The organism is Pseudonocardia sp. ICBG1034 (genome assembly GCF_020131375.1).
Classification (GTDB): domain Bacteria; phylum Actinomycetota; class Actinomycetes; order Mycobacteriales; family Pseudonocardiaceae; genus Pseudonocardia; species Pseudonocardia alni.
Window position 1 is genome coordinate 173,475 of record NZ_JAHLEK010000021.1, and the last position, 22,768, is coordinate 196,242.

Consider the following 22,768-nt stretch of genomic DNA (forward strand, 5'->3'; position numbering starts at 1 on the left):
GGGCGGGGGCGGGAAGGATCAGTTCTGGCCGACCTCGAAGCGCACGAAGTCGGTGATGGTCAGACCCGCCTCGTCGGCGACGGCCTTGACCGACTTCTTCGGGTCGACGACGGAGGCCTGCTCCAGGAGCACGACGTCCTTGTAGTAGCCGTTGACCCGGCCCTCGACGATGCGGGGCAGGACCTGCTCGGGCTTGCCCTCCTCGCGGGCGGTCGCCTCCGCGATCTTCTTCTCGTTCTCGACGATCTCGGCGGGGACCTGCTCACGGGTCAGGTACTCCGGCCGGGCCGCCGCGACCTGCATCGCGAGACCGCGGGCGGCCTCGGCGTCGTCGCCGGAGTAGGCGAGCAGGACGCCGATCTGCGGGGGCAGGTCGGTGGCGCGCTTGTGCAGGTAGACGGCCGACTGGCCGGCGACCTGGGCGTAGCGCTTCAGCTCGAACTTCTCGCCGATGCGGGCCGACAGCTCCTGCACGGCCTCGCCGACGGTGGTGCCCTCGAGCTTGGCCTCACGGAGGGCCTCGAGGTCGGCCGGCTTCTGCTCGACGGCGGCGGCGAGGATCCTCTCGGCCAGCGCGATGAAGTCGTCGGACTTGGCGACGAAGTCGGTCTCGCAGTCCAGCTCGACCAGGGTGCCGCCCTCGGCGACGACCAGGCCGTTGGCGGTGGCGCGCTCGGCGCGCTTGCCCACGTCCTTCGCGCCCTTGATGCGGAGGAGCTCGACGGCCTTGTCGAAGTCGCCCTCGGACTCCTCGAGCGCCTTCTTGCAGTCCATCATCCCGGAGCCGGTGAGCTCACGGAGCCGCTTGACGTCGGCGGCGGTGTAGTTCGCCATCGGGTGTCTCTCGTCCTCTGGGTCGTGACGGGAATGGATCACCGGGTCGCGTCCGGCGGGCCCACGGTGCGCGGGCCCGCCGGACGCGCGCACTCAGTTCTGGGTGCCGTTGCTGGTGGAGGCGGGGGCGGCCGCGGCCGCCGCACCGTCGCCACCGGCGGCGGAGAGGCTGGCACCGTCGGAGCCGACCTCGTTGCCCGCCAGGACGTCCTGCTCCCACTCGGCGAGCGGCTGCTCGGCGGCGGCCTCGCCACCCTCGCCCCGGCGCTGGCCACGGGAGACCAGACCGTCGGCGGCGGCCTTGGCGATGACCTTGGTCAGCAGCGCGGCCGAGCGGATCGCGTCGTCGTTGCCCGGGATCGGGAAGTCGACCTCGTCCGGGTCGCAGTTCGTGTCCAGGATGGAGACGACCGGGATCTTGAGCTTCCGGGCCTCGCCGACGGCGATGTGCTCCTTCTTGGTGTCCACGATCCAGACGGCGGACGGGACCTTGGACATGTCGCGAATACCGCCGAGGGTCTTCTCGAGCTTGTCCTTCTCACGGGTCAGCGTGAGGATCTCGCGCTTCGAGCGGCCCTCGAAGCCACCGTTCTGCTCCATCGCCTCGAGCTCCTTGAGGCGCTGCAGGCGACGGTGGACGGTCTGGAAGTTGGTGAGCATGCCGCCCAGCCAGCGCTGGTTGACGTACGGCATGTTGACCCGGGCCGCCTCCTCGGCGATGACCTCCTGGGCCTGCTTCTTGGTGCCGACGAACATGATCGTCCCGCCGTGCGCGACGGTCTCGCGCACGAACTCGTAGGCGCGGTCGATGTACGACAGCGTCTGCTGGAGGTCGATGATGTAGATGCCGTTGCGCTCGGTGAGGATGTAGCGCTTCATCTTCGGGTTCCAGCGACGGGTCTGGTGCCCGAAGTGCACGCCGCTGTCGAGCAGCTGCTTCATGGTGACGACGGCCATGGCCTGCGATCACCTCTCGGTCGGGCGCGGCGGATGCCGCGCAGGCGGTTCGTGGGCCCACCGGTCGGTGGACCACCCTGGCGCCCGCGGCGGAGCCGGACCCGCTCCCCCTGGCCACACGTGAGCGTGACGTCGGGATCGCAGGACCGCCCGGCCTCCGCTCCCGACGCCGTACCCTGGGGGAACGGCGCGACGGGCGAGCGGGCGCGCGAAGTCACCACGACGGACGTGGTGCGGGCTCCAGTGTACGCCGGGGCCTCCGGGCCGATCGCGGCGGAGCCCGGTTCCGGCGGCGCCTGTCCACAACCGGCCGGTACGTCCCCAGGACGACGGTCCACCCCGGCGACGAGCGGTCGTCGTCGCAGGCTGGACGGGTGCTTCTCCCCTCGCCGTCCGCTCCCCCGCCCCGGGACCCGCGTCACGCGTCCCTCCCCGGATGGCGGACCGGGCTACGGGCGGGGGCGGTGCTGCTCGCCGTGGTCGTGACGGGAGCGGCGCTCGTGCCGCCGGGGGCGGCGGTCGCCGCGCCGGCGGTCCCTTCACCGGTGGTCGCGGTATCGGCGGGCGCAGCACCGGCGGTCGCAGCACCGGCGGTCGCGAGGCCGGAGACCGCCGCCCCGACTCCGGAGCCAGATCCCGGGGCCGACGGCCTCCCGCCTCCGCCCGGCGCCGCCCCCGCTCCGGGCGGGCCCCCGGACGGGGCAGGCCCGGCGCCCGCGCCGCCGCGGCCGCCCGGAGCGGGCATCCCGGCCCCGGGGGCGGACTACGCGTGGCCGCTGCTCCCGCCCCCGGCGGTCACCGCGGTGTTCCGCAAGCCCGCGTTCCGTTACGGCCGCGGGCACCGCGGCGCCGACCTCGGCGGCTCCCCCGGGCAGGCGGTGCTCGTCGCACGGGAGGGGGTGGTGGTGTTCGCCGGGCGGATCGCCGGGCGCGGCGTCGTCTCCGTCGACCACCCCGACGGGCTGCGGAGCACCTACGAGCCGGTGACCGCCGTCGTCGTCGCCGGGGCGCGGCTCGCCGGGGGCGACCCGGTGGGGACGCTGGAACCCGGGCACATCGGGTGCCCGGTCGCGGCCTGCCTGCACTGGGGCGTGCGCCGGGAGCGGCTCGACCACCTGGACCCATTGGTGCTGCTGCGGCCTCCCCGGGTGCGGCTGCTCCCCTGGGAGGGGGCGCCGGAACCCGCGGAGGACGCTCCGGGCCGGGTCAGCCCGCCAGCGCCGGCCGCATCGACGCCCGCAGCCGGGTGATCACCCGGGCGTGCAGCTGGCAGACCCGGGACTCGGTGACCCCGAGGACCCCGCCGATCTCGGCCAGCGTCCGGTTCTCGACGTAGTAGAGACGCAGGACCAGCTTGTCCCGCTCCCCCAGCAGCCCGATCGCGGCACGCAGCTCCGCCCCGGTCTCCCTCCGGACCGCCGCGGTCACCGGGTCCACCGAGTCGTCGGCCGGGAGCGTCGACAGCGGCGAGCCCGCCGGGCCGCCCGCGCCGAGGTCCTCGGCGCTGACCAGGTACATCGGCCGCCGGGCCTGACGGAGGTCGCGCACCGCGACGCCCAGCTCCGCGGCCAGCTCGCCGTCGGTCGCGGGGCGCCCGGCGCGGAACTGCACCGCCTCACGGGCCCGTTCGACCTCGCGGCTGCGCGCCCGCACGGTGCGGGGCACCCAGTCCTGGGCACGCAGCTCGTCGAGCATGGCGCCCCGGACCCGCTGGGCCGCGTAGGCCTCGAAGCGGATCCCGCGTGCGGGGTCGAACCGGTCGACGGCCTCCATCAGGCCGAACGTCCCGGACTGCAGCAGGTCGGCGAGCTCGATCGACGACGGCAGCCGCACCGCCAGCTTCGTCCCCACGCCGCGCACGAGCGGGGCGTGGTGCTCGACCAGGCGTCGTCGCGCGGCGGGGGCTCGGGTGGCGAGGAACTCGCGCCACAGCGGCACGACGGCCGGCTCGACGGTCTCGTTCAGGTGATCCGGTGCGCCGTCGGGCGTGTCGCGGGGCGCCCGGCCCGTCGCCGGGACGAGGGCGATGCACGCGGGGGCCGCGCCCGCCGGCGGTCGTCCGGTGGTGGCGTCGAGGGGGCCGCGGCGCGGGTGCCCGGGTGGGTCGGGGACCGGTCCGAGGACGGCCGCGCGGGGCATGTCGGCCCCCGCGGCCCTCCGGTCGAGGGCCGTGGCCAGGGCGGCGGGGAACGCGTCGGGACGGCGGGGCGTCGTGGGGGACGCCTCAGGCCCGAGGGTGCGCCTGGTCATGAACCACCTTCAACCGGTCGACGGTCACATGCGTGTAGAGCTGTGTCGTCGACAGCGTAGCGTGACCGAGCAACTCCTGTACGTAACGAAGGTCGGCTCCGCCCTCGAGCAGATGGGTCGCCGCGGCGTGCCGCAGACCGTGCGGTCCGACGTCGGGGACGCCCGGTACCGCCCGGATCGCGCGGTGCACGACGGTCCGGGCGACGCGCGGGTCCAGCCGTCCGCCCCGCACGCCCAGCAGCAGCGCCGGCGGCGACGACGGGGTCGCCAGCACCGGTCGGCCGTGGTCGAGCCAGCGGCGCAGGGCGCGCGCGGCGGGGACCCCGAACACGACGGTCCGTTCCCGGTCGCCCTTGCCCCGGACCCGCAGCGTACGGGCGGACTCGTCGACCGCCCCGACGTCCAGCCCGCACAGCTCGGCGACCCGGATCCCGGTCGCGTAGAGCAGTTCGAGGACCAGCAGGTCGCGCAGCGCCTCCGGGGCGTCCTCGGCCGCGCCGGAGGTCACGGCGGCCAGCACCGCCGCGGTCTCCGCCGCGGCAGGCACCTCCGGCAGGACGGTGCCCGCGCGCGGCGACCCGAGCCGGGCGGCCGGGTCGTGGTCGAGCCGCCCGGTGCGCACCGCCCAGGCGCAGAACGTGCGGGCCGCGGCGGTGCGCCGGGCGACGGTGGCCCGCCCGGCGCCTGCGGCGTGCGTCGCGCCGAGCCGCCGACGCAGGTGGTCCAGGTCGAGCGCACCGAGGCCGGGGAGCCCGCGGAGCAGGTCGGTGAGGTCCGAGCGGTAGCCGCGGACGGTGTGCGGCGAACGGTTCCGCTCGTGACTCAGGTGCCCGGTGAACTCCTCGAGGGCGGTGGCGACGTCCGGCGCGAGCCCGTCACCCGCGGCGGCCCCGTCGCTCCCCGCCGACCCGGGGCTCCCTGCCGACCCGGGGCTCCCTGCGGACCCGGCGCCCGCGGCACGGGCGCCCGCCGGGCCCACGGCCGGCCCGTCGACCGCGCCGGGGACCGGCTCGGTGGCCGCGGGACCGGACGACCCCGCGGGACCGGAGGACTCTGTGCGCGCCATGCCCGGACGGTCCGCCGCCGCGGGGCCCCGGTCAAGGACCCGCGCGGCGTGCCGGACGCTGCCACAGACCCTGGTGGTACTCGGCGAGCCCGCGGTCCTCCAGCTCGGTCAGCGCCGCGCGCAGCTCGTCGGGTCCGACGCCCGCTGCCTCCCCGATCCGTCCCGGCGGCCACGCGGCCCGGGCGGGCAGCGCGTCGTGGACAGCCAGCACCCGCGGGTCGAGCCCGTCGGTCGGGCGGGACTCCCCCTGCGGCGGCAGGGCGAGGTCCGCACCCAGCCGGCCGACGACCTCCAGGACGTCCTCGGGCCGCCCGACGAGGCCCGCCTGGTGGGAGCGGACCAGCTCGTGGCAGCCGACCGACATCCCCGAGGTCACCGGGCCCGGCACCGCCATCAGCGGGCGTCCGAGCGCGGTCGCGTCGGCGGCGGTGCGCTTCGTCCCGCTGCGCGCCCCGGCCTCGACGACCAGGGTCCCGACACCGAGTGCGGCCAGCAGCCGGTTGCGGACGAGGAACCGCAGCCGCCCGGGGATCGTGCCGGGCGGGTACTCGGTGAGTACCAGTCCGGTCGCGGCGATCCGTTCCAGGAGACCGGTGTGTGCGGCCGGGTAGACCCGGTCCGGGCCGCAGGCCAGCACCGCGACCGTCGCGCCGTCGACGGCCAGCGCTCCGCGGTGCGCGGCGGCGTCGATCCCGAACGCGGCGCCGGAGAGGACCGCGACGCCGCGCCGGGCCAGCGTCGCGGAGAAGTCCGCGGCCACGTTCAGCCCGTACGGGGTCGCGGCACGCGACCCGACGACGGTGACCGACCGGTCGGCGAGCGTCGCGACATCCCCCGGCCCCCGGGCCCACAGCGCGATCGGGGGCGCGAGGTCGGCCCGCGGGGCCTCGGCGAACGACCGGAACGGCCACGACGGCCAGCCCCGGTCTTCCGGCACGAGCAGCCGGGCCCCGGCGGCCGCGGCCGCCTCCAGGTCGGCCTCGGAGCGGTCGGTACCCCGCCGGGCCGCCGCGGCGCGCAGCAGCTCGTCGGGGACGGCACCGCGACGCAGCCGGTCGGCCGCCTCGACCGGCCCGTACCGGTCGACCAGGGCGACGAGGTGCCGGTTCGGGGGTTCGACGCAGCGCAGCAGGTAGGCGCGGGCGCGCAGGACCTCCTCGGGCACCGTGCCGGCGTCGGTGCCCGGGCGGACGGCCGGGACCGGGGCGCTCACGCGGCACCCCGCTCGCGGAAGTACAGCGCGGCGTCGACCAGGCCGCGGTCGGGCCGTTCGGCCCCGGCGAGGTCGCTGAGCGTCCACGCGACCCGCAGCGCGCGGTCCGCGCCGCGGGCACTGAGGTCCCCGGCCCGCAGCCGGGCCTCCAGCGGTGCGATCACCCGGGCGGGCAGCGGGAAGCGGGTCCGCAGGGCGGGGCCCGGCACCTCGGCGTTGCACCGCCACCCGTGCTCCGACCAGCGCGCGACGGCGGCGGCGCGGGCGTCGAGCACCCGGCGGCGGACGGTCGCGGTGTCCTCGCCCCGCTTCTCGGTCACCCGCAGCGCGGTCACCGGCTCCATCGTCACCCGCAGGTCGACCCGGTCGAGCAGCGGGCCGGACAGCCGGGACATGTAGCGGCGGCGGACGTCGGGGCGGCAGGTGCAGTCGCGGTCGATCGGCGGTGCGCACGGGCACGGGTTCGCCGCGAGGACGAGCTGGAACCGGGCCGGGTAGCGCACGGTGCCGTCGGCGCGGGACAGCCGGACCTCGCCCTCCTCCAGCGGGGTGCGCAGCCCGTCGAGGACCGAGGCCGGCCAGTGCGGGCACTCGTCGAGGAAGAGCACCCCGCGGTGGGCCAGCGACACCGCACCGGGCCGGGCGACGCCGCTGCCCCCGCCGAGCAGCGCCGCGGTCGACGCCGAGTGGTGCGGCGCCACGAACGGCGCGCACGTACTGAGCGCCCCGCTGTCGCCGAGCCGGCCGGCCACCGAACGGATCGCGGCGAGCTGCAGCGCCTCGGCGCGATCGAGCTCGGGCAGCAGCCCCACCACGCGCTGGGCCAGCATCGTCTTGCCGGTGCCGGGTGGGCCGACCATCAGCAGGTGGTGCCCGCCGGCGGCGGCGATCTCCAGGGCGCGCCGGGCGTCGTGCTGGCCGAGCACGTCGGCCAGCTCGGGTGCCTCGACGGCCGGGGCCTCCTCCTGCCCGCCGTCGTGCCGGTGCAGCAGCCGGTTGCCCGACGCCCAGTCCAGGACGTCGCCGAGGCTGTCGGCACCGAACGCCTCGATCCCGTCGACCAGCGCGGCCTCGGCGAGCGCGGCACGGGGCACGACGGCGCGGACCATCCCGGCGTCGCGCGCGGCCAGCAGACAGGGCAGCACACCGAGCACCGGCCGCAGCCTGCCGTCGAGGGCGAGCTCGCCGAGCAGCGCGGTGCCGCGCAGCCGGTCGGGCGGCACCGCGTCCGCGGCGACGAGGACACCCAGGGCCAGGGCGAGGTCGAACCGGCTGCCGGTCTTGCGCAGGGTCGCCGGGGAGAGGGCGAGCACGATCCGCTCGTTGGGCCAGGTGCGGCCGGAGTGCACGATCGCGGACCGGACCCGGTCCTTGGACTCGTTGAGGGCGGCGTCGGGCAGGCCCACGAGGTGCACGCCGGGCATCCCGCCGCCGATGACCGCCTCGATCTCGACGGGGACGCCGTCGACGCCGTGCAGCGCCACCGACCAGGTGCGTGCCGGGGGCCGCATCAGAACGCCGCCGGGTAGTGGGTGAGCGTGACCGGCCGGCCGGGCCGGATCAGGACCGCCACGACGTCGAACCTGATCTCGACCCAGCTCACCCGGTGGGCGGCCATGAACGCCTTCGCCAGCAACCGGATCCGGCGTGTCTTGCGGCGGGTCACCGCCTCGGCGGGCTCGCCGTAGCGGAGCCCGGAACGGGTCTTGACCTCGCAGAACACCAGCCGTCGCTGCGGGTCGACCGCGACGATGTCGATCTCGCCGTGCGTGCACCGCCAGTTGCGGCTGAGCACGACCATCCCGTGTGCCCGCTCGAGGTACTCGGCGGCGGTGTCCTCACCGCGGCGGCCGAGCTCGTCCTTCGCTGCCATGGGTCCACGATCGGCCCGGACGGGCCCGTCGCGGGGGTGGATCGGCAGGCTGTGGACGGATCCGCCGGTTGGGGACGGGCACCGCCGGCCGCGCCGCCGGAGCGGCGGAACCGTCGGTGGGGTCTGCTACACGCTCAGCCCGGGAACTGGTCGTCGTCGGGGAGCCGCAGGTCAGGGGTGTCGAGCTCCTCGATGTTGACGTCCTTGAACGTCACCACCCGCACGTTCTTGACGAACCGCGCCGGGCGGTACATGTCCCACACCCACGCGTCGGACATGCGGACCTCGAAGTAGACCTCGCCGTCGGCGTTGCGCGGGGCGACGTCGACGGAGTTGGCCAGGTAGAACCGACGCTCCGTCTCCACGACGTAGGAGAACTGGGCGACGATGTCGCGGTACTCCTTGTAGAGCGTGAGCTCCATCTCGGTCTCGTACTTCTCGAGATCCTCGGCGCTCACCGGCCCGCTCCTCCTGTGACGATCTCCAACGGCTCCCACGCCCCGACCGTGTCCTCCGGGTCTCCGGGGTCGGGTTCCTGCTCGGGGAGCGCCCCATTGTGGACCAGCCCCGCCGGGACCTCGCGCCCGGCCACCGCGGCGACGTTCGCGAAGGAGAACCGGTGCTCCGGGCAGGGCCCGTGTGCGTGCAGCGCGGCCTCGTGGTCCGGGGTGCTGTAGCCCTTGTGCACGGCGAAGCCGTAGCGGCCGTGCTCGGCGTCGAGCGCGGTCATGATGCGGTCCCGGGTGACCTTGGCCAGCACCGACGCCGCCGCGATGCAGGCCGCCACCCGGTCCCCCTTCGGCACGGCGAGGGCGGGGCGGCCGAAGCCGCGGACCGGGAAGCCGTCGGTCAGGACGTAGCCGGGCGGGACCGCGCTCAGCGCGGCCACCGCGCGACGCATGCCCTCGATGTTGGCCACGTGCACCCCGCGGCGGTCGACCTCGGCCGCCGGGATCACGACGACGGCGTGGTCCAGCGCCCGGGCGCGGATGCGGTCGTACCAGTGGTCGCGGGCGGCCGGGGTCAGCAGCTTGGAGTCGGTCAACCCGTCGAGGGCCTTCGCGTCCGCGGGCCGCAGCACCGCCGCGGCGACGACCAGCGGTCCGGCGCTCGCACCGCGACCGGCCTCGTCGACGCCGGCGACCGGGCCGAGCCCGTGGCGCTGCAGGACCGTCTGCAGGGTCCAGGTGCCGCCGTCGCGGACGACGGCGCGCGGCGGACGCAGCCCGTCGGGCAGGACCCGTACGGGCCGTCGGCGGGCACGCGGCCGTCCGGTGGGACGGGCGCGGCTGGGCGGAACCGGCACGGTGCTCCCGGTCAGGCTCTCCGGCGCCACCCGTGCGGGGGGCGCGTCGCGGGCAGGAACCGCTCGGTCTCGGCACGGGCGAGCAGAGCGCGTCGCCGGCCGGCCGCGAGCGGCAGGGTCCCCAGGATCCCCAGCGCCAGCGGCAGCCCGCCGGGCAGCCCCGGGAGGCCGGCCGCCTCGGCGGTGGTCTGCGGGTCGACCGCGCTGACCCAGCCGAACCGATCGAAGGGCAGCACGATCAGCCGGACCTTGCCGATGATGTTGGCCTCGGGGATGGGTCCGTGCCCGGCCGCCCGGGAGTCCGCGGAGTTGTTCCGCGAGTCACCCATCATCCAGTACTGGCCCTCGGGGACCGTGATCGGGCCGAACGGGATCTGCCGGGCCGGACCCGCCTCGGGCAGGTAGTAGATGTAGGGCTCCTCCAGCGGCTGCCCGTCGACGACGACCTGGTTCAGCGCATCGCAGCAGGAGACGGTCTGGCCGCCGACGGCGATCACCCGCTTGACGAAGTCCTTCTCGTCGGGCGGGGCGATGCCGACCAGCGAGCCGAGCGACTGCAGGCCCTTGAGCAGCGGGTTCTCGCTGCCCTCGCCGCTGTAGGTCTCGCTGGCCCAGCCGTCGGTGCCGCGGAACACGACGATGTCACCCGGGGTGATGTCGGTGAAGTTGTAGGTGACCTTGTCGACGAGCACGCGGTCGTTGTTGCAGCCGGTGCAGCCGTGCAGCGTCGTCTCCATCGAGCCCGACGGGATGACGTAGACCTTCGCGAGGAAGGTCTGGATGAGGACCGTCAGCAGGATGGCGACCCCGGCCAGGAGCAGGATCTCCTTCCAGAACGCCGTCTTGGGCTTCTCCTCGCCCGCCGCGGCCGCGGCGGAGCCGCGCCCGGTCAGGGCGGCGATCCGGCCGCCGACGCCGACGGGGCCGCTGCGGCGCGCGGCGCGGCCACCGGTGGCGCGCTCCGGCTCGTCCGTCGCGTCCTGCGGGTCGGCGGGGATGTCGTCGGGGTCCTCTGCATGTTCCGCCGGGGCGGCTGCCGGGCGACGGCGGCGCGGGGGCCGCGCCGGCGCGTCGGCGCCGGGATACGGGACGGCGACGGTCCCGGGGTCGGCGTCGACGTCGTCGCCGACCGGGGCGGCGGCCGCGCGGGCACGCCGCGGGTCGGCCTCCGGAGGCACCCGGCGACGCGTGGTCGCGGCGGCGTCGGGATCCGGCGGGGCCGGGCGACGGGTGGTCGGGGCCCCGTCGGCGTCCGGTGGGACGGGACGGCGGGTCGTCGGTGCGGCACCGTCGACGGGCGGGCCGACGGGCCGGCGACCGGGGACACCACCGTCGGGGCGTGACTCCGGGCGGGCGCCGTCGGAGTACTCGGCGGCCGGGCCGCGGACGGGCGGACGGCCGGAGGCGCGACCGCGCGGGCCGGGGCGGCCGTAGCCCTCGGTCGCGTACCCGTCGGGCCCGCGGCCCTCGGGCGCACGACCGTCCGCCGGGTAGCCGTCGACACCGTGGCCGCGGGGGGTGTGGCCGTCGGGGGCGCCGGGCGCGGGACCGGAGGGGCCGAAGCCGGGGGCGGCGGGGGGCCGGCCGTTGCGCCGGGGCGCGTCGGGGCCACGGAGGGAGGGTGCGGCGGACGGGTCGAACCCCGAGGCCCGGCGACCGGCCCTGCCGTCGGGGACGAGCTGGTCGGGGGCGGGCTGGTCGGGGCCCGGGCGGACGCCGTGACGTCCGGTGCCCTCGGGGCGCCCGGCCGACGGCGCCGGACGACGGGGGTCCGGGGCCTGCTCCGGACGGCTGCCGGACGGCGGCCACGGCCTGCCGTTCGGTGCGGCGCCGGGTTCGGAGCCGTCGGGCCGGTTCAGCCGGGCCGCGTAGCGGGCCCGCAGCGTGTCCGGGCCCTCGGTGGCCGGGGCGGGCCGCTCCTCGGGGAGCGGGCCGCCCGCGTCGACGCCGTGCCGCCCGGAACGTCCGGCGGCGAGTTCGTCGAAACCGTTGCGGTAGCGACGCCCGCGGGGACGGGCCTCGTCGGCGCCGTCCCCCGGGCCCGCGTGCCGGGTACGGACCCCGCGCGGTGCGCCCTCGGGCTCACCGTCCGCGGAGCCGTCCCGGGCCGGCACCCCGTGCTGCAGCGCGGTGCCGAGCAGCCACTGCTGCTCGTCACCGCCCGGTTCACCACCGGCGGGCGGCGGGTCCTCGGGGGCCCGCCGCCGACCGGGGCGCTCGGGAACATCGCTGCCGCGATACCGCCGGGGGCGGGCCCGGCGGTCGTCGGGGAGCTCGGGGAAGGCCACGCGTCGAGATTACGTCACCGGTCCGTCACGACAGGGTGACGGTCAGGACGCGGTGGTCTCCCGGCGCTCCTTGATCTTCGCGGCCTTGCCGCGGAGGTCGCGGAGGTAGTACAGCTTCGCCCGGCGGACGTCACCGCGGGTGGCGACCTCGATCTTCTCGATGTTCGGCGTGTGCACCGGGAAGGTGCGCTCGACGCCGACGCCGAACGAGATCTTGCGGACGGTGAAGGTCTCGCGGGCACCCGAGCCGTGGCGGCGGATGACGACGCCCTGGAAGATCTGAGTACGGGTGCGGTTGCCCTCGATGACCTTCACGTGCACCTTGAGGGTGTCCCCGGGCCGGAAGTTCGGGATGTCGGAGCGCAGGGTCTCCGCGTCCAGTGCGTCCAGGGTGTTCATGTCGACGGTCCGTCCTCGTGTGTCGTTCGTGCGGGTCGTGCGGTGCCGGTCCCGGGTCGATCCGGGATCGCGCCCGGGCCACGGGGCGGTCGTGCCGTACGGCGACGACGCTCCTCACGTGGCGGGCTCGGTACGGCCGGCGCCACCGGCGGGACCGGGGGCACACGTGACCGTCACCGGGCACCACACGCGGCGCTGGCAACCCGTCCATAGTGCCAGACGGGCAGATCGCTCCGGACACCCGGTGGCGCGAGGGCCTCCGGAGCGGCTCCGCGGGCCCGGTCGTACCGGACGGACCGGGCACCGCCGGTCGCCGGTGGGGGCCCGCCGGGCGACGGCGGAACGGTCCCCCGCGCCGGCCCCGGAGCCGGGCCGGGGACGCCCACCGGCGGGAACGCTCAGGCGGTGGGGGCGTCGGCGTCGTCGTCGGGGCGCCGGGCGGCGAGCACGGCGCGGTCGGCGGCGTCCAGGGCGTCCGGCCCGAGCGCGTCGAGCAGGTCGGGGCGCCGGTCCCGGGTCCGCTCCAGGGCCCGGTCGCGCCGCCAGCGGGCGATCGCGGCGTGGTTGCCGCCGCGGAGCACGTCCGGCACGGCCAGGTCCCGCCACACCTCGGGACGGGTGTAGGACGGGCCCTCCAGCAGCCCGTCGGAGAAGGAGTCCTCGGCGGCCGAGCGCGGGTTGCCCAGCACCCCGGGCAGCAGCCGGGCGACGGCCTCGACCATCACGAGCACGGCGACCTCCCCGCCGACGAGCACGTAGTCGCCGATCGACACCTCGTCGACGGTGATGCCGCGGGCCCGGGCGTCGAGCAGCACGCGCTCGTCGATGCCCTCGTAGCGGCCGCAGGCGAACACCAGCCGCTCCTCGGCCGCCCAGGCGTGTGCGGTGGCCTGGGTGAACGGCCGTCCGGCCGGGGTCGGGACGACCAGCCGGGCGGACGGGTCGGGGGTGGCCAGCACGTCGTCGAGGGCCTCGCCCCACACCTGGGGGCGCATCACCATGCCCGGGCCGCCGCCGTACGGGGAGTCGTCCACGGCCTGGTGCACGTCGTGGGTCCAGTCCCGCAGGTCGTGCACGGCGACCTCGAGCAGCCCACGGTCGATCGCCCGCCCCAGCAGTGCCTCGCGCAACGGCTGCAGGTAGGACGGGAAGATGGTGACGACGTCGATCCGCACGGCGCGGATCGTCGCAGGCGCCCGTCCCCCCGTGCAGAAGGAGGTCAGGCGATGTCGGAATCCTGGGCCGAGCCACTCTGGTCGACGGCGGCGCAGTGGAGCCTGCTGCCGCCGGTGCTGCTCGCCCTGCTCCTGACGACGGCGATCGGCCTGGAGCGCGAGGCCGGCGCGAAGAGCGCCGGTCTGCGCACGCACGTGCTGGTCGGCGTCGGCGCGGCGGTGTTCATGGTCATCTCGAAGTACGGCTTCGCCGACCTGCTCGCGACCGAGCACGTCGCACTGGACCCGTCCCGGATCGCGGCCCAGATCGTGTCGGGGATCGGGTTCATCGGTGCCGGGCTGATCTTCGTCAGGCAGGACGTCGTGCGCGGGCTCACCACCGCGGCCACGATCTGGCTGGCCGCCGCGGTCGGGACGGCGTGCGGTGCGGGCCTGGCCCCGCTGGCCGTCCTGGCGACGGCGGCGCACTTCCTGGTGACCCGGGGCCTGCAGCCGGTCGCGCGGGTGGTGCGGCGGCACCGTCGCCGCCCGCCGGTGCTGCGGATCCGCTACGACGACGGCTACGGCGTCCTGCGCGGGGTCCTGGAGCGCTGCACCGCGGCCGGGTTCTCGGTGGCGGGGGTGGCCGTGCACCGCGGCTCGGTGGCCGCCGACGGCGTCCGGGTCGCGGCGCTGACCCTGCGTCTCGACGGCCGGGGCGACCTGCCCGGCCTGGCCGCCGCGCTGTCGGAGACCGACGGGGTGCGCTCGGCGGAGACCCGGGTGGACCCGACCGAGGACCCGGACGACCCGGACCGCTCCGATGACTGAACCGACGAGCGGGCCGCCGACCGGGCCCGGCTCAGCCCGCCCGGCGGGGCCGCCGTCGCTCGACGGCGCGCCGGGTCCCGTACAGCGTCATCCCGTGCCGGTCGAGCACCTGCGAGGCCGCGGTGTCCGGGTGCAGCAGCCCGAGCAGGACGTGCTCGGTCCCGATCGACCGGTCGCCGAGCCGGATCGCCTCGCGCAGCGCCAGCTCGAGGGCCTTCTTCGAGGACCGCTCGAACGGGATGTGCCCGGCCCGCCACCGTCCGCGCCGCGGACGGTCGAGCGCGCCGGGCCCGAAGCCCGCCTCCACCGCGCTCCGGACGGCGTCGAGGTCGATGCCCAGGGTGGCGAGGGCGTCGGCGTCGCGATCGGGGACGCCGTCCGCCCGGTCGAGCTCCTCGATGACGGCGCGGGCGTCGATCCCGGCCGCGGCGAGGAGCTCCTCCCCCGGCGTGCCGGGGCTGCGCAGGACCCCGAGCAGCAGGTGCTCCGGCCCGATCCGCCCCGCGTGCCTCGTCCGTGCGATCTCCTGGGCCAGGACGACGACCCTGCGGGCCTCGCCGGTGAACCGTGCGAACACGTGCGTCTCCCCTCTACAGGCCGAGCCGGCGGTACTTCTTGTGCACCGCCTGCCGGCTGATCCGCAGTGCGTCGGCGATCTGCTGCCAGGACCAGCCCTGGTTGCGAGCGCTGGTGACCTGCAGCTCCTCCAGGGACTCCTGCAGCTCGCGCAGGGCCACCACCGCCCGTAGCCCCACGGCCGGATCCGTGCTGGACGCCGCCGCGGCCACCGCCGTCGCATCACTCATGACTGTCAACATAGGTTGACACCCCGACGATGTCAACTCTGATTGACACTGCGACCACGAGAACGGCCCGGCACCACGGGGTGCCGGGCCGGGATCAGTCCTCCGGGTCGAGCAGACCGTCGGGCGGGTCGAGGACCACGCGCCCACCCGCCACATCGACGGTGGGCACGATCGCCCCGACGAACGGGACGAGTGCCTCGTGCCCGGCCGGCCGCCGGACGACCAGCAGGGACCCGCCGGGGCCGTGGACGACGTCGGTGACGGTGCCCGCCTCGGTCCCGTCGACCAGCTCGGCCCGCAGACCGGTCAGCTGGTGGACGTGGAACTCCTCCGGGTCCTCCGGCTCGGCGAGCGCGGAGGTCGGCAGCCGGAGCTGGACCCCGCGCAGGGCCTCGGCGGCGTCGCGGTCGGCGACGCCCTCGAAGAGCACGAGCCAGCGGCCCGAGTGGGCGCGCGCACCGGTGACGGTGAGCGGCCCGGGGCCCGCGGCGCGGGGCCGGTGGCCCTGCAGGACGGCACCGGGCGCGAACCGCTCCGCCGGTGCGTCGGTGCGGGGCTCGACGACGACCTCGCCGCGCAGACCGTGCACACGTACGACGACGCCGACCAGGACCTGGCCGGCGTCGTCGGGTGCGGAGCTCGTCACCGGTCGGTGTCGACGACGTCGACGCGCACGCCGCGACCGCCCACACCACCGATGACGTTGCGCAGGGCGGTGGCGGTGCGGCCACCCCGGCCGATCACCTTGCCGAGGTCGTCGGGGTGCACCCGGACCTCGAGGATCCGACCGCGACGCCCGGTGACCAGGTCCACCCGGACGTCGTCGGGGTGGTCGACGATGCCGCGCACGAGGTGCTCGAGCGCGTCCGCCATGAGAGTCACGACTGGGTCGACTCGGTGGCCGGCTCGGCCGCGTCCTTGGTCGCGTCGGCGACGTCGTCGCTCTTCGTCGCGGCCTCGGCCGGGGCGGCGTCAGCGGTCTTGCCGACGCGGTCGCCACCCTTCTTCTTCGGGGTGGTGGCCGCGGTGGTCGGCTCCTCGTTCGCCGCCGCCAGCGCCTCGTTGAAGCGGGCCAGCTTGTCGACCTTCTCGACCTGCGGCTTCAGGGTGCCCTCGGTGCCCGGCAGACCCTTGAACTTCTGCCAGTCGCCGGTGATCTCGAGCAGGTTCTGCACCGACTCGGTCGGCTGCGCGCCGACACCCAGCCAGTACTGCGCACGGTCCGAGTCGATCTCGATCAGGCTCGGCTCGTTCTTCGGGTGGTACTTGCCGATCGTCTCGATGGCCCGGCCGTTGCGGCGCGTACGGGAGTCCGCGACGACGACGCGGTAGTACGGCTGACGGATCTTGCCCAGACGCATCAGCTTGATCTTGACGGCCACGCTGTGGTGCTCCTCGCGAATGTCGATTCGTGCTGCGATGAGTCAGCCGGCCTCGCGTGGGGTTACGGGCTCGCTCACTCGTAGGTGTCGGCCGTGGCAGGTAGAGGGCCGGCCACGGACCCGATCGGCCATTCTGCCAGACGTCGTTCAGACCGCGGGAAAGGCCCCGACCAGCATGAGGGCCAGGGCCAGCCCGGGCAGGAAGTTGTTGACCGCGTGCGCCACGATCCCGGCCGTGACGCGGCCGGTCAGCAGCCGTGCGACCCCCAGCGGCAGGGCGACGACGAACAGCAGCGGCGCGCGCAGGAACTCCAGGTGGGCCAGCGCGAACACCGCCGTGGTCAGCACGAACACGACCCAGCGGTTGCCGACCCAGTGCGCGATGGCGTTCCACAGCAGGCCGCGGTAGACGATCTCCTCGCAGACCGGGGCGACCACCACGACGCCGACCATCACGGCCAGCGCGACCGGCCACGTCGTGCGGATGCCCTCGAAGGCGACGCCGACCGAGGTCGTCAGGTCCGGGCCGACCAGGTAGAGGTAGGCCAGCGCGGCCGGGATCGTCACGAACAGCCCGGCGACACCGATCAGCAGCCCGATGCCGACGTCCTCCCAGCGGAACCGCAGGCCCAGGTCGGCCACGGGCCCGCTGCCGAACACCCGGGTCCAGACGACGCAGGTGAGCGCGGCCAGGATCGTCGGGACGACGATCGCGAGCAGGACCTCCTGCGCGGAGTCGACCTCCCCCAGGCCCAGCGCCAGCAGGAACGACGAGCCGAGGAACACGATCTCGACGACCAGGAAGGCGAGCAGTCCGCGGAACGGTCGCGGCGGGGGCGGCGACGGCTCGATCCCGAACAGCCCGCGCCGCGGCGGCGGACCGTACGGCGCGCCAGGACCGTGGGTCGCCGGACCACCCGGGCCGTACTGCCCGGGCCCGGCAGGGCCGTACTGCGCCGGCCCGCCCGGCCACCCCGCGGGCGGCCACCCGGCGGGCGGCGGACCGGCGGCGTCGGACGGGGTGGAGCCGGCCGGGTCGTCGGCGGAGGCTCCGGGCGGTCCCGGCGGCGAACCGGGCGAACTGCTCATGCCCCCGTTGATACCCGACGTCCGCGGATCAGGACCACCGACGGGGCCCGCAGCACGCCGAGATCCCCCCGCGGATCGCGGTCGTACACGACCAGGTCGGCCGGCGCACCGGGCAGCGGACCCGCCGGACGGCCCAGCCAGGACCGCGCGGCCCAGCTCGCGGCGCCGATCGGGTCCGGGTGCCCGGCGCGGGCCAGCTCGGCGATCTCGTCGGCGATGCGGCCGTGCCGGATGCCGCCGCCGGCGTCGGTGCCCGCGTAGACCGGGACCCCGGCCTCGATCGCGCGCCCGACGGTCTCCCAGGCGTGGGCGTGCAGGTCGCGCATGTGGGCGGCGTAGCGGGGGTAGCGCGTCGCCTTCTCGGCGATCCCGGGGAAGGTCTCGACGTTGATCAGGGTCGGCACCAGGGCGGTGCCGCGGGCGGCCATCTCCTCGATGAGCTCGTCGGAGAGCCCGGTGCCGTGCTCGATGCAGTCGATCCCGGACCGGATCAGCCCGGGCAGCGCCTCGGTGCCGAAGACGTGCGCGGTGACGCGGGCGCCGGCCTGGTGCGCCGCGTCGACGGCCTCGGCGAGCACCTCGTCCGGCCAGAGCGGGGCGAGGTCGGCGTCGTCGGGGCCCGCCGCGCGGTCGATCCAGTCCCCCACGAGCTTCACCCAGCCGTCGCCGCGGGCCGCCTGGGCCCGGACCTCGTCGACGAGCAGGCGCGGGTCGTCGAGCTCGGCTGCGAGCCCGGGGATGTAGCGCTTCGGGCGGGCGACGTGCCGCCCGGCCCGGATGATCTCGGGCAGGTCCTCGCGGGCCTGCAGCGGCGAGGTGTCGACCGGGGACCCGCAGTCGCGCAGCAGCAGGGTGCCCGCGTCGCGGTCGGTGCGGGCCTGCGCCGCGCACTCCTCCAGGTCGGTGACCGGGCCATCCGGGCCGAGCCCGACGTGGCAGTGCGCGTCGACCAGGCCGGGGACGATCCAGCCGTCGGCGACCAGGTCCTCCGCTCCGGGCAGCGGCTCCGGGCTGACCCGCCCGGAGCCGTCGACGTACAGGTCGGCGCCCGCGGCACCGTCGGGGCCCAGCAGCGTTCCGCGGAGCCGCCACCCCGCGGCCGGAAGATCGGTCATGGGTGGCGACCCTAGCTACTTCTTCTTCCCGAAGTTCAGCTTCGACGGGTCGAACCCGGGCGGCAGCTGGTCGAGGTTGCCCAGTCCGGGCGGGAGCTGCTGCAGGCTCGGCGGCAGGTTCGACAGGTCCGGCGCACCGGCCGCGGCACGGTTCGCGGGGTTGCCGCTGCGCCGGCCCTTCTTGGCCTGCCGGGCCTTGCGCGGGTTCTTCGGGACCTTCTTGGTCGCGCTGCGCCCGCCGCCGCCGAAGCCGAACTGGCCGGCCATCTGCTTCATCATCTTGCGGGCCTCGAAGAAGCGGTTGACCAGGTCGTTCACGTCGGAGACCGACACACCGGACCCGGTCGCGATGCGCTGGCGGCGCGACGCGTTGATGATCTTCGGGTCCTCCCGCTCGGCGGGGGTCATACCGCGGATGATGGCCTGCAGGCGGTCGATCTGACGGTCGTCGACCTGCTCGAGCGCGGCCTTCGCCTGCCCGGAGTTCATCCCCGGGAGCATGTTCAGGATGTTGCCGATCGGCCCCATCTTGCGCAGCTGCAGCATCTGCTGGAGGAAGTCCTCCAGGGACAGCTCACCGGAGCTGATCTTCGCGGCGGCGGCCGCGGACTGCTCGGCGTCGAAGACCTGCTCGGCCTGCTCGATGAGGGTGAGCAGGTCGCCCATCCCGAGGATGCGCGAGGACATCCGGTCGGGGTGGAAGACGTCGAAGTCCTCGAGCTTCTCGCCGTTGGAGGCGAAGAGGATCGGCTGGCCGGTGACCTCGCGGACGCTCAGCGCGGCACCGCCGCGGGCGTCGCCGTCGAGCTTGGTGAGCACGACACCGGTGAAGCCGACGCCGTCGCGGAACGCCTCGGCCGTGGCCACGGCGTCCTGACCGATCATCGCGTCGACGACGAACAGGACCTCGTCGGGCTGCACCGCGTCCCGGATGTCGGACGCCTGGCGCATCAGCTCCTCGTCGACGCCGAGGCGTCCCGCGGTGTCGACGACGACCACGTCGTACTGCTTGTCGCGGGCGTGCGCGATGCCGTCGCGGGCGACGCCGACCGGGTCGCCGGGGCCCTCGGGGAGCTCACCGGAGCCGGTGGCGCCGGGGTGCGGCGCGTAGGTCGGGACACCGGCGCGCTCACCGACGATCTGCAGCTGGTTGACCGCGTTGGGACGCTGCAGGTCACAGGCCACGAGAAGCGGGGTGTGCCCCTGCCCCCGGAGCCAGCGCGCGAGCTTGCCGGCCAGGGTCGTCTTACCGGCACCCTGCAGACCCGCCAGCATGATGACCGTCGGCGGTTCCTTGGCCAGGTGCAGCCGCCGCGTCTCGCCGCCGAGGATCGCGACGAGCTCCTCGTTGACGATCTTGACGACCTGCTGGGCCGGGTTCAGGGCCTGGGAGACCTCCGCCCCCTTGGCCCGGTCCTTGATACGCGTGATGAACCCGCGCACCACCGGCAGGGCGACGTCCGCCTCCAGCAGCGCGATCCGGATCTCGCGCGCGGTGGCGTCGATGTCGGCGTCGGAGAGCCGGCCCTTGCCGCGCAGGTCGCGCAGCGTGGATCCGAGCCGCTCGGAGAGGGAGTCGAACACCCTTACCAGCCTACTTGGCCAGCGCCAGTCCCCCACGGGCACCGGAGCGATCCGTGCGACGGACCGAGGCCCAGCCGGTCTCGGTGCCCGCCCGCAGGGCGTCGGCGGTGTCCCGGGCACGCCGCGCGTGCACCGCGAACGGTCGCGACCGGACCACCCGTCCGCGAGCGTGCTGGCCGTCGAGTGCCTGGTCGGGGGCGGTGTCGAGCCACAGCAGGTGCGGTGCGCGGCCGCCGAGCCGGGCCAGCGTGCGGACCGCGGCACGCACCCGGGGCGCGGTCGCCGGCAGGTGGACCACGACGGTGTCCGCGGGGCCGAGGGCCGCGGTGACCACCGACGCCCGGTGGGTCAGGTGGGTCAGCCACCGGTAGGCCGGATACGGCGTCGCGGCCGGGAGCAGCCGTGCGAGCACGGCCCGGGTGGCCCCGGAGTCGAGGACCCGGGTGCCCGCCGGGGCGTCGAGCCCGGCGAGCAGCGTGGTCTTGCCCGCCCCCGGCAGGCCCGCGACCAGCAGCAGCGACCGTCCCGGCAGGACGACGACCAGTGGCGCCGCCGGGCCGTCGTCGGACGGCGGGCCGGGGCGAACGGGCACGCCGGCGCCGTCGGGATCGGTGGGGCGGTGCTCGGTGGGGCGGTGCTCGGTGTCGCGGGTCGGCGGGACGGCGCCGGTCGGCACGGCACGGGCGGTGGTCATGTGTGGTGAAACGGTCCGGTCGCCCGGATCGTTCCGATCACCCGGTGTGTCCGGCCCGCCGCGGACCGTCCCCGGCCCGGTCCGCCAGGCCGCGAGTCGCACGTTCCCGCCCTCCGCGGGGCGCGAACGCGCTGATCAACGCCCCGGTGCGGGTGGGGCGGGCGCCGGGTGGGCCGGGGCGGCGGGGCCGGCGATGATCACCCGGTCGGCCGCAGGGCTACAGGGCGTCGGTGCCGCGCTCCCCGGTCCGGACGCGGACGACGTTCTCCACCGGGACGACCCAGACCTTGCCGTCGCCGATCCGGCCGGTGTGCGCGGCGTCGACGACCGCCTGCACGACCCGGTCGGCCTGATCGTCGTCGACGACGACCTCGACCTTGACCTTCGGGACGAAGTCGACCGAGTACTCCGCGCCCCGGTAGACCTCGGTGTGACCCTTCTGGCGGCCGAAGCCCTGGACCTCCGAGGTCGTCAGGCCCAGCACCCCGAGCCCCTCGAGCGCGTCCTTGACGTCGCCCAGGACGAACGGCTTGACGATCGCGGTCACCAGCTTCATCGGTCCCCCTCCTCGGTGATCCGCCCGGCCGGCCCGCGGCCCGCCGTGCGCATCGTGCTGAACTCGTACGCGGTCTCGGCGTGCTCGGCCTCGTCGATGCCGCCGTGCTCGTCGTCGGGGGCGGCGCGGAAGCCGATCGTCCGCGACACCACCCAGGCGATCAGCGCCGTCATCCCGAACGCCCAGACCGCCGCGACCAGCACCGACAGCGCCTGTCTGCCCAGCTGGGCGGGGCCGCCGCCGTAGAACAGGCCGTCGGCGCCCGCCGGGTTGACCGCGTCGGTCGCGACGAGACCCAGCATCAGCATGCCGATGACTCCGCCGATCCCGTGGATCGCGACGACGTCGAGCGAGTCGTCGTAACCGAACCGGTACTTCAGCCGGATCGCGAGCTGGCACAGCAGTCCCGCGAGCACGCCGATCGCCAGCGCACCCCAGGTGTCGACGTAGCCGCAGGCCGGGGTGATCGCGACCAGCCCGGCGACGGCGGCCGAGGCGGCCCCCAGGCTGGTCGGACGGCCGTCGAGCCGGTCCTCCAGGATCAGCCACGCGACGACGGCGGCGGACGCGGCGGTCATCGTGGTGACGAAGGCGTTGGCCGCGGTGGCCCCGGCGGCGAGCGCGGACCCGGCGTTGAACCCGAACCAGCCGAACCACAGCAGGCCCGCCCCGAGCAGCACCAGCGGCAGGTTGTGCGGGCGCATCGGCTCGCGCGGCCAGCCACGGCGGGCGCCGAGGACCAGCGCGAGCGCGAGCGCCGAGGCGCCGGAGTTCACCTCGACCGCGGCGCCGCCCGCGAAGTCGAGGGCGCCGACGGTGTTGACCAGCCAGCCGCCACGCTGCGACACCGCTCCGTCGACGGCGAAGGTCCAGTGCGCCAGCGGGATGTAGACCACGACCACCCAGACCGCGACGAACAGCGTCCACGCCCGGAAGCGGGCCCGGTCGGCGACGGCGCCGGACACCAGGGCCCCGGTGATCACGGCGAACATCAGCTGGAACATCGCGAACGCCTGCACCGGCACGTCGCCGACCAGCGCGTTCGGGTCGGTGATCCCGGCCAGCCCGAACCCGCCGATCACCCCGCCGTGCGAGTCACCGAAGGCCAGCGAGAACCCGAACACGACCCAGACGAGCCCGATCACGCCGAGGCAGACGATGCTCATCATCATCATGTTGAGCACGCTCTTGGCGCGGACCATGCCGCCGTAGAACAGCGCCAGCCCCGGGGTCATGAGCATGACCAGGGCGGCACTGCCGAGCAGGTAGGCGGTGTTCCCGGTGTCCACGTCGACACTCCTCGTCGCACGCTGCACCGGGCGGGCCCGCACCGGCGACGAGCATGATCGTCGCCGGGCCGCCGCTGTTGCA

25 protein-coding genes are annotated in these 22,768 nt (G+C 75.5%); 2 read left to right on the top strand and 23 right to left on the bottom strand.

Annotation, left to right across the window (positions count from 1 at the left end; all coding sequences use genetic code 11):
- Positions 1–18 precede the first annotated feature (18 nt).
- Positions 19–834, bottom strand: a complete 816-nt coding sequence (gene tsf / locus KPF22_RS22400) for a translation elongation factor Ts (protein ID WP_208822427.1) — start codon at positions 832–834, stop codon at positions 19–21.
- 93 nt (positions 835–927) lie between these two features.
- Positions 928–1,791: a 30S ribosomal protein S2 gene (gene rpsB, locus KPF22_RS22405; RefSeq protein WP_062401033.1), complete on the bottom strand. Its 864-nt coding sequence runs from the start codon at positions 1,789–1,791 to the stop codon at positions 928–930.
- Between the two features lie 803 nt (positions 1,792–2,594).
- Here rpsB and KPF22_RS22410 point away from each other — a divergent pair.
- Positions 2,595–3,041: a M23 family metallopeptidase gene (locus KPF22_RS22410; RefSeq protein WP_224403203.1), complete on the top strand. Its 447-nt coding sequence runs from the start codon at positions 2,595–2,597 to the stop codon at positions 3,039–3,041.
- Here the strand turns inward: KPF22_RS22410 and KPF22_RS22415 are convergent.
- The 10 genes from KPF22_RS22415 to trmD form a co-directional block, all read right to left on the bottom strand.
- Positions 2,998–4,041, bottom strand: coding sequence for a FliA/WhiG family RNA polymerase sigma factor (locus tag KPF22_RS22415; protein WP_208822425.1), 1,044 nt, complete (start codon positions 4,039–4,041; stop codon positions 2,998–3,000). The two genes, KPF22_RS22410 and KPF22_RS22415, sit on opposite strands and share 44 nt — an antisense overlap.
- Complete coding sequence (locus KPF22_RS22420) at positions 4,016–5,107, bottom strand: tyrosine-type recombinase/integrase (RefSeq protein ID WP_208822423.1); 1,092 nt, start codon at positions 5,105–5,107, stop codon at positions 4,016–4,018. Before KPF22_RS22420 ends, KPF22_RS22415 begins: the two co-directional genes overlap by 26 nt.
- 31 nt (positions 5,108–5,138) lie before the next feature.
- The gene (locus KPF22_RS22425) at positions 5,139–6,320 is read right to left on the bottom strand and encodes a DNA-processing protein DprA (RefSeq protein ID WP_224403204.1); all 1,182 of its coding nucleotides are present in this window, start codon (positions 6,318–6,320) and stop codon (positions 5,139–5,141) included.
- Positions 6,317–7,831, bottom strand: coding sequence for a YifB family Mg chelatase-like AAA ATPase (locus KPF22_RS22430; RefSeq protein ID WP_224403205.1), 1,515 nt, complete (start codon positions 7,829–7,831; stop codon positions 6,317–6,319). Before KPF22_RS22430 ends, KPF22_RS22425 begins: the two co-directional genes overlap by 4 nt.
- The gene (locus tag KPF22_RS22435; RefSeq protein WP_208822419.1) at positions 7,831–8,193 is read right to left on the bottom strand and encodes a YraN family protein; all 363 of its coding nucleotides are present in this window, start codon (positions 8,191–8,193) and stop codon (positions 7,831–7,833) included. The genes KPF22_RS22430 and KPF22_RS22435 overlap by 1 nt, the downstream gene beginning before the upstream one ends.
- Positions 8,194–8,327: 134 nt before the next feature.
- On the bottom strand, positions 8,328–8,651 hold the full coding sequence (locus KPF22_RS22440; protein WP_020627284.1) for a DUF2469 domain-containing protein: 324 nt from the start codon (positions 8,649–8,651) through the stop codon (positions 8,328–8,330).
- Complete coding sequence (locus KPF22_RS22445; protein ID WP_224403362.1) at positions 8,648–9,418, bottom strand: ribonuclease HII; 771 nt, start codon at positions 9,416–9,418, stop codon at positions 8,648–8,650. Before KPF22_RS22445 ends, KPF22_RS22440 begins: the two co-directional genes overlap by 4 nt.
- Positions 9,419–9,510: 92 nt before the next feature.
- Positions 9,511–11,787 (bottom strand): signal peptidase I, encoded by a 2,277-nt coding sequence (gene lepB / locus KPF22_RS33270; RefSeq protein WP_224403206.1) that lies wholly within the window; start codon positions 11,785–11,787, stop codon positions 9,511–9,513.
- A gap of 42 nt (positions 11,788–11,829) precedes the next feature.
- Positions 11,830–12,186 carry a 50S ribosomal protein L19 gene (gene rplS / locus KPF22_RS22455; RefSeq protein WP_060714490.1) on the bottom strand — a complete coding sequence of 119 codons (357 nt, stop codon included), beginning with the start codon at positions 12,184–12,186 and terminating at the stop codon, positions 11,830–11,832.
- A gap of 398 nt (positions 12,187–12,584) precedes the next feature.
- Positions 12,585–13,361, bottom strand: a complete 777-nt coding sequence (gene trmD, locus KPF22_RS22460) for a tRNA (guanosine(37)-N1)-methyltransferase TrmD (RefSeq protein WP_208826799.1) — start codon at positions 13,359–13,361, stop codon at positions 12,585–12,587.
- Positions 13,362–13,412: 51 nt separating this feature from the next.
- Here trmD and KPF22_RS22465 point away from each other — a divergent pair, with 51 nt between their 5' ends.
- Positions 13,413–14,171, top strand: a complete 759-nt coding sequence (locus KPF22_RS22465; RefSeq protein WP_208826802.1) for an MgtC/SapB family protein — start codon at positions 13,413–13,415, stop codon at positions 14,169–14,171.
- A 31-nt stretch (positions 14,172–14,202) separates the two neighbouring features.
- Here the strand turns inward: KPF22_RS22465 and KPF22_RS22470 are convergent, their stop codons facing one another.
- The 11 genes from KPF22_RS22470 to KPF22_RS22520 form a co-directional block, all read right to left on the bottom strand.
- A complete protein-coding gene (locus KPF22_RS22470) occupies positions 14,203–14,748 on the bottom strand; it encodes a Clp protease N-terminal domain-containing protein (protein ID WP_208826804.1) in 546 nt (181 codons plus the stop codon).
- A gap of 13 nt (positions 14,749–14,761) precedes the next feature.
- Positions 14,762–14,977 carry a helix-turn-helix domain-containing protein gene (locus KPF22_RS22475; protein WP_062401017.1) on the bottom strand — a complete coding sequence of 72 codons (216 nt, stop codon included), beginning with the start codon at positions 14,975–14,977 and terminating at the stop codon, positions 14,762–14,764.
- A 94-nt stretch (positions 14,978–15,071) separates the two neighbouring features.
- Positions 15,072–15,623: a ribosome maturation factor RimM gene (gene rimM / locus KPF22_RS22480; protein ID WP_062401014.1), complete on the bottom strand. Its 552-nt coding sequence runs from the start codon at positions 15,621–15,623 to the stop codon at positions 15,072–15,074.
- Complete coding sequence (locus KPF22_RS22485) at positions 15,620–15,850, bottom strand: RNA-binding protein (protein ID WP_149663515.1); 231 nt, start codon at positions 15,848–15,850, stop codon at positions 15,620–15,622. Before KPF22_RS22485 ends, rimM begins: the two co-directional genes overlap by 4 nt.
- Positions 15,851–15,855: 5 nt before the next feature.
- On the bottom strand, positions 15,856–16,359 hold the full coding sequence (rpsP, locus tag KPF22_RS22490) for a 30S ribosomal protein S16 (protein WP_062401012.1): 504 nt from the start codon (positions 16,357–16,359) through the stop codon (positions 15,856–15,858).
- A gap of 147 nt (positions 16,360–16,506) precedes the next feature.
- Complete coding sequence (locus KPF22_RS22495; protein WP_224403207.1) at positions 16,507–17,448, bottom strand: CPBP family intramembrane glutamic endopeptidase; 942 nt, start codon at positions 17,446–17,448, stop codon at positions 16,507–16,509.
- The gene (locus KPF22_RS22500) at positions 17,445–18,563 is read right to left on the bottom strand and encodes an amidohydrolase family protein (RefSeq protein WP_208826808.1); all 1,119 of its coding nucleotides are present in this window, start codon (positions 18,561–18,563) and stop codon (positions 17,445–17,447) included. Before KPF22_RS22500 ends, KPF22_RS22495 begins: the two co-directional genes overlap by 4 nt.
- Before the next feature lie 15 nt (positions 18,564–18,578).
- Positions 18,579–20,147 (bottom strand): signal recognition particle protein, encoded by a 1,569-nt coding sequence (gene ffh / locus KPF22_RS22505; RefSeq protein WP_208826810.1) that lies wholly within the window; start codon positions 20,145–20,147, stop codon positions 18,579–18,581.
- Positions 20,148–20,157: 10 nt separating this feature from the next.
- Positions 20,158–20,841, bottom strand: a complete 684-nt coding sequence (locus KPF22_RS22510; protein ID WP_208826812.1) for an AAA family ATPase — start codon at positions 20,839–20,841, stop codon at positions 20,158–20,160.
- Positions 20,842–21,058: 217 nt separating this feature from the next.
- The gene (locus KPF22_RS22515) at positions 21,059–21,397 is read right to left on the bottom strand and encodes a P-II family nitrogen regulator (RefSeq protein WP_208821147.1); all 339 of its coding nucleotides are present in this window, start codon (positions 21,395–21,397) and stop codon (positions 21,059–21,061) included.
- Complete coding sequence (locus KPF22_RS22520; protein ID WP_208821145.1) at positions 21,394–22,686, bottom strand: ammonium transporter; 1,293 nt, start codon at positions 22,684–22,686, stop codon at positions 21,394–21,396. The genes KPF22_RS22515 and KPF22_RS22520 overlap by 4 nt, the downstream gene beginning before the upstream one ends.
- Positions 22,687–22,768: the final 82 nt, after the last annotated feature.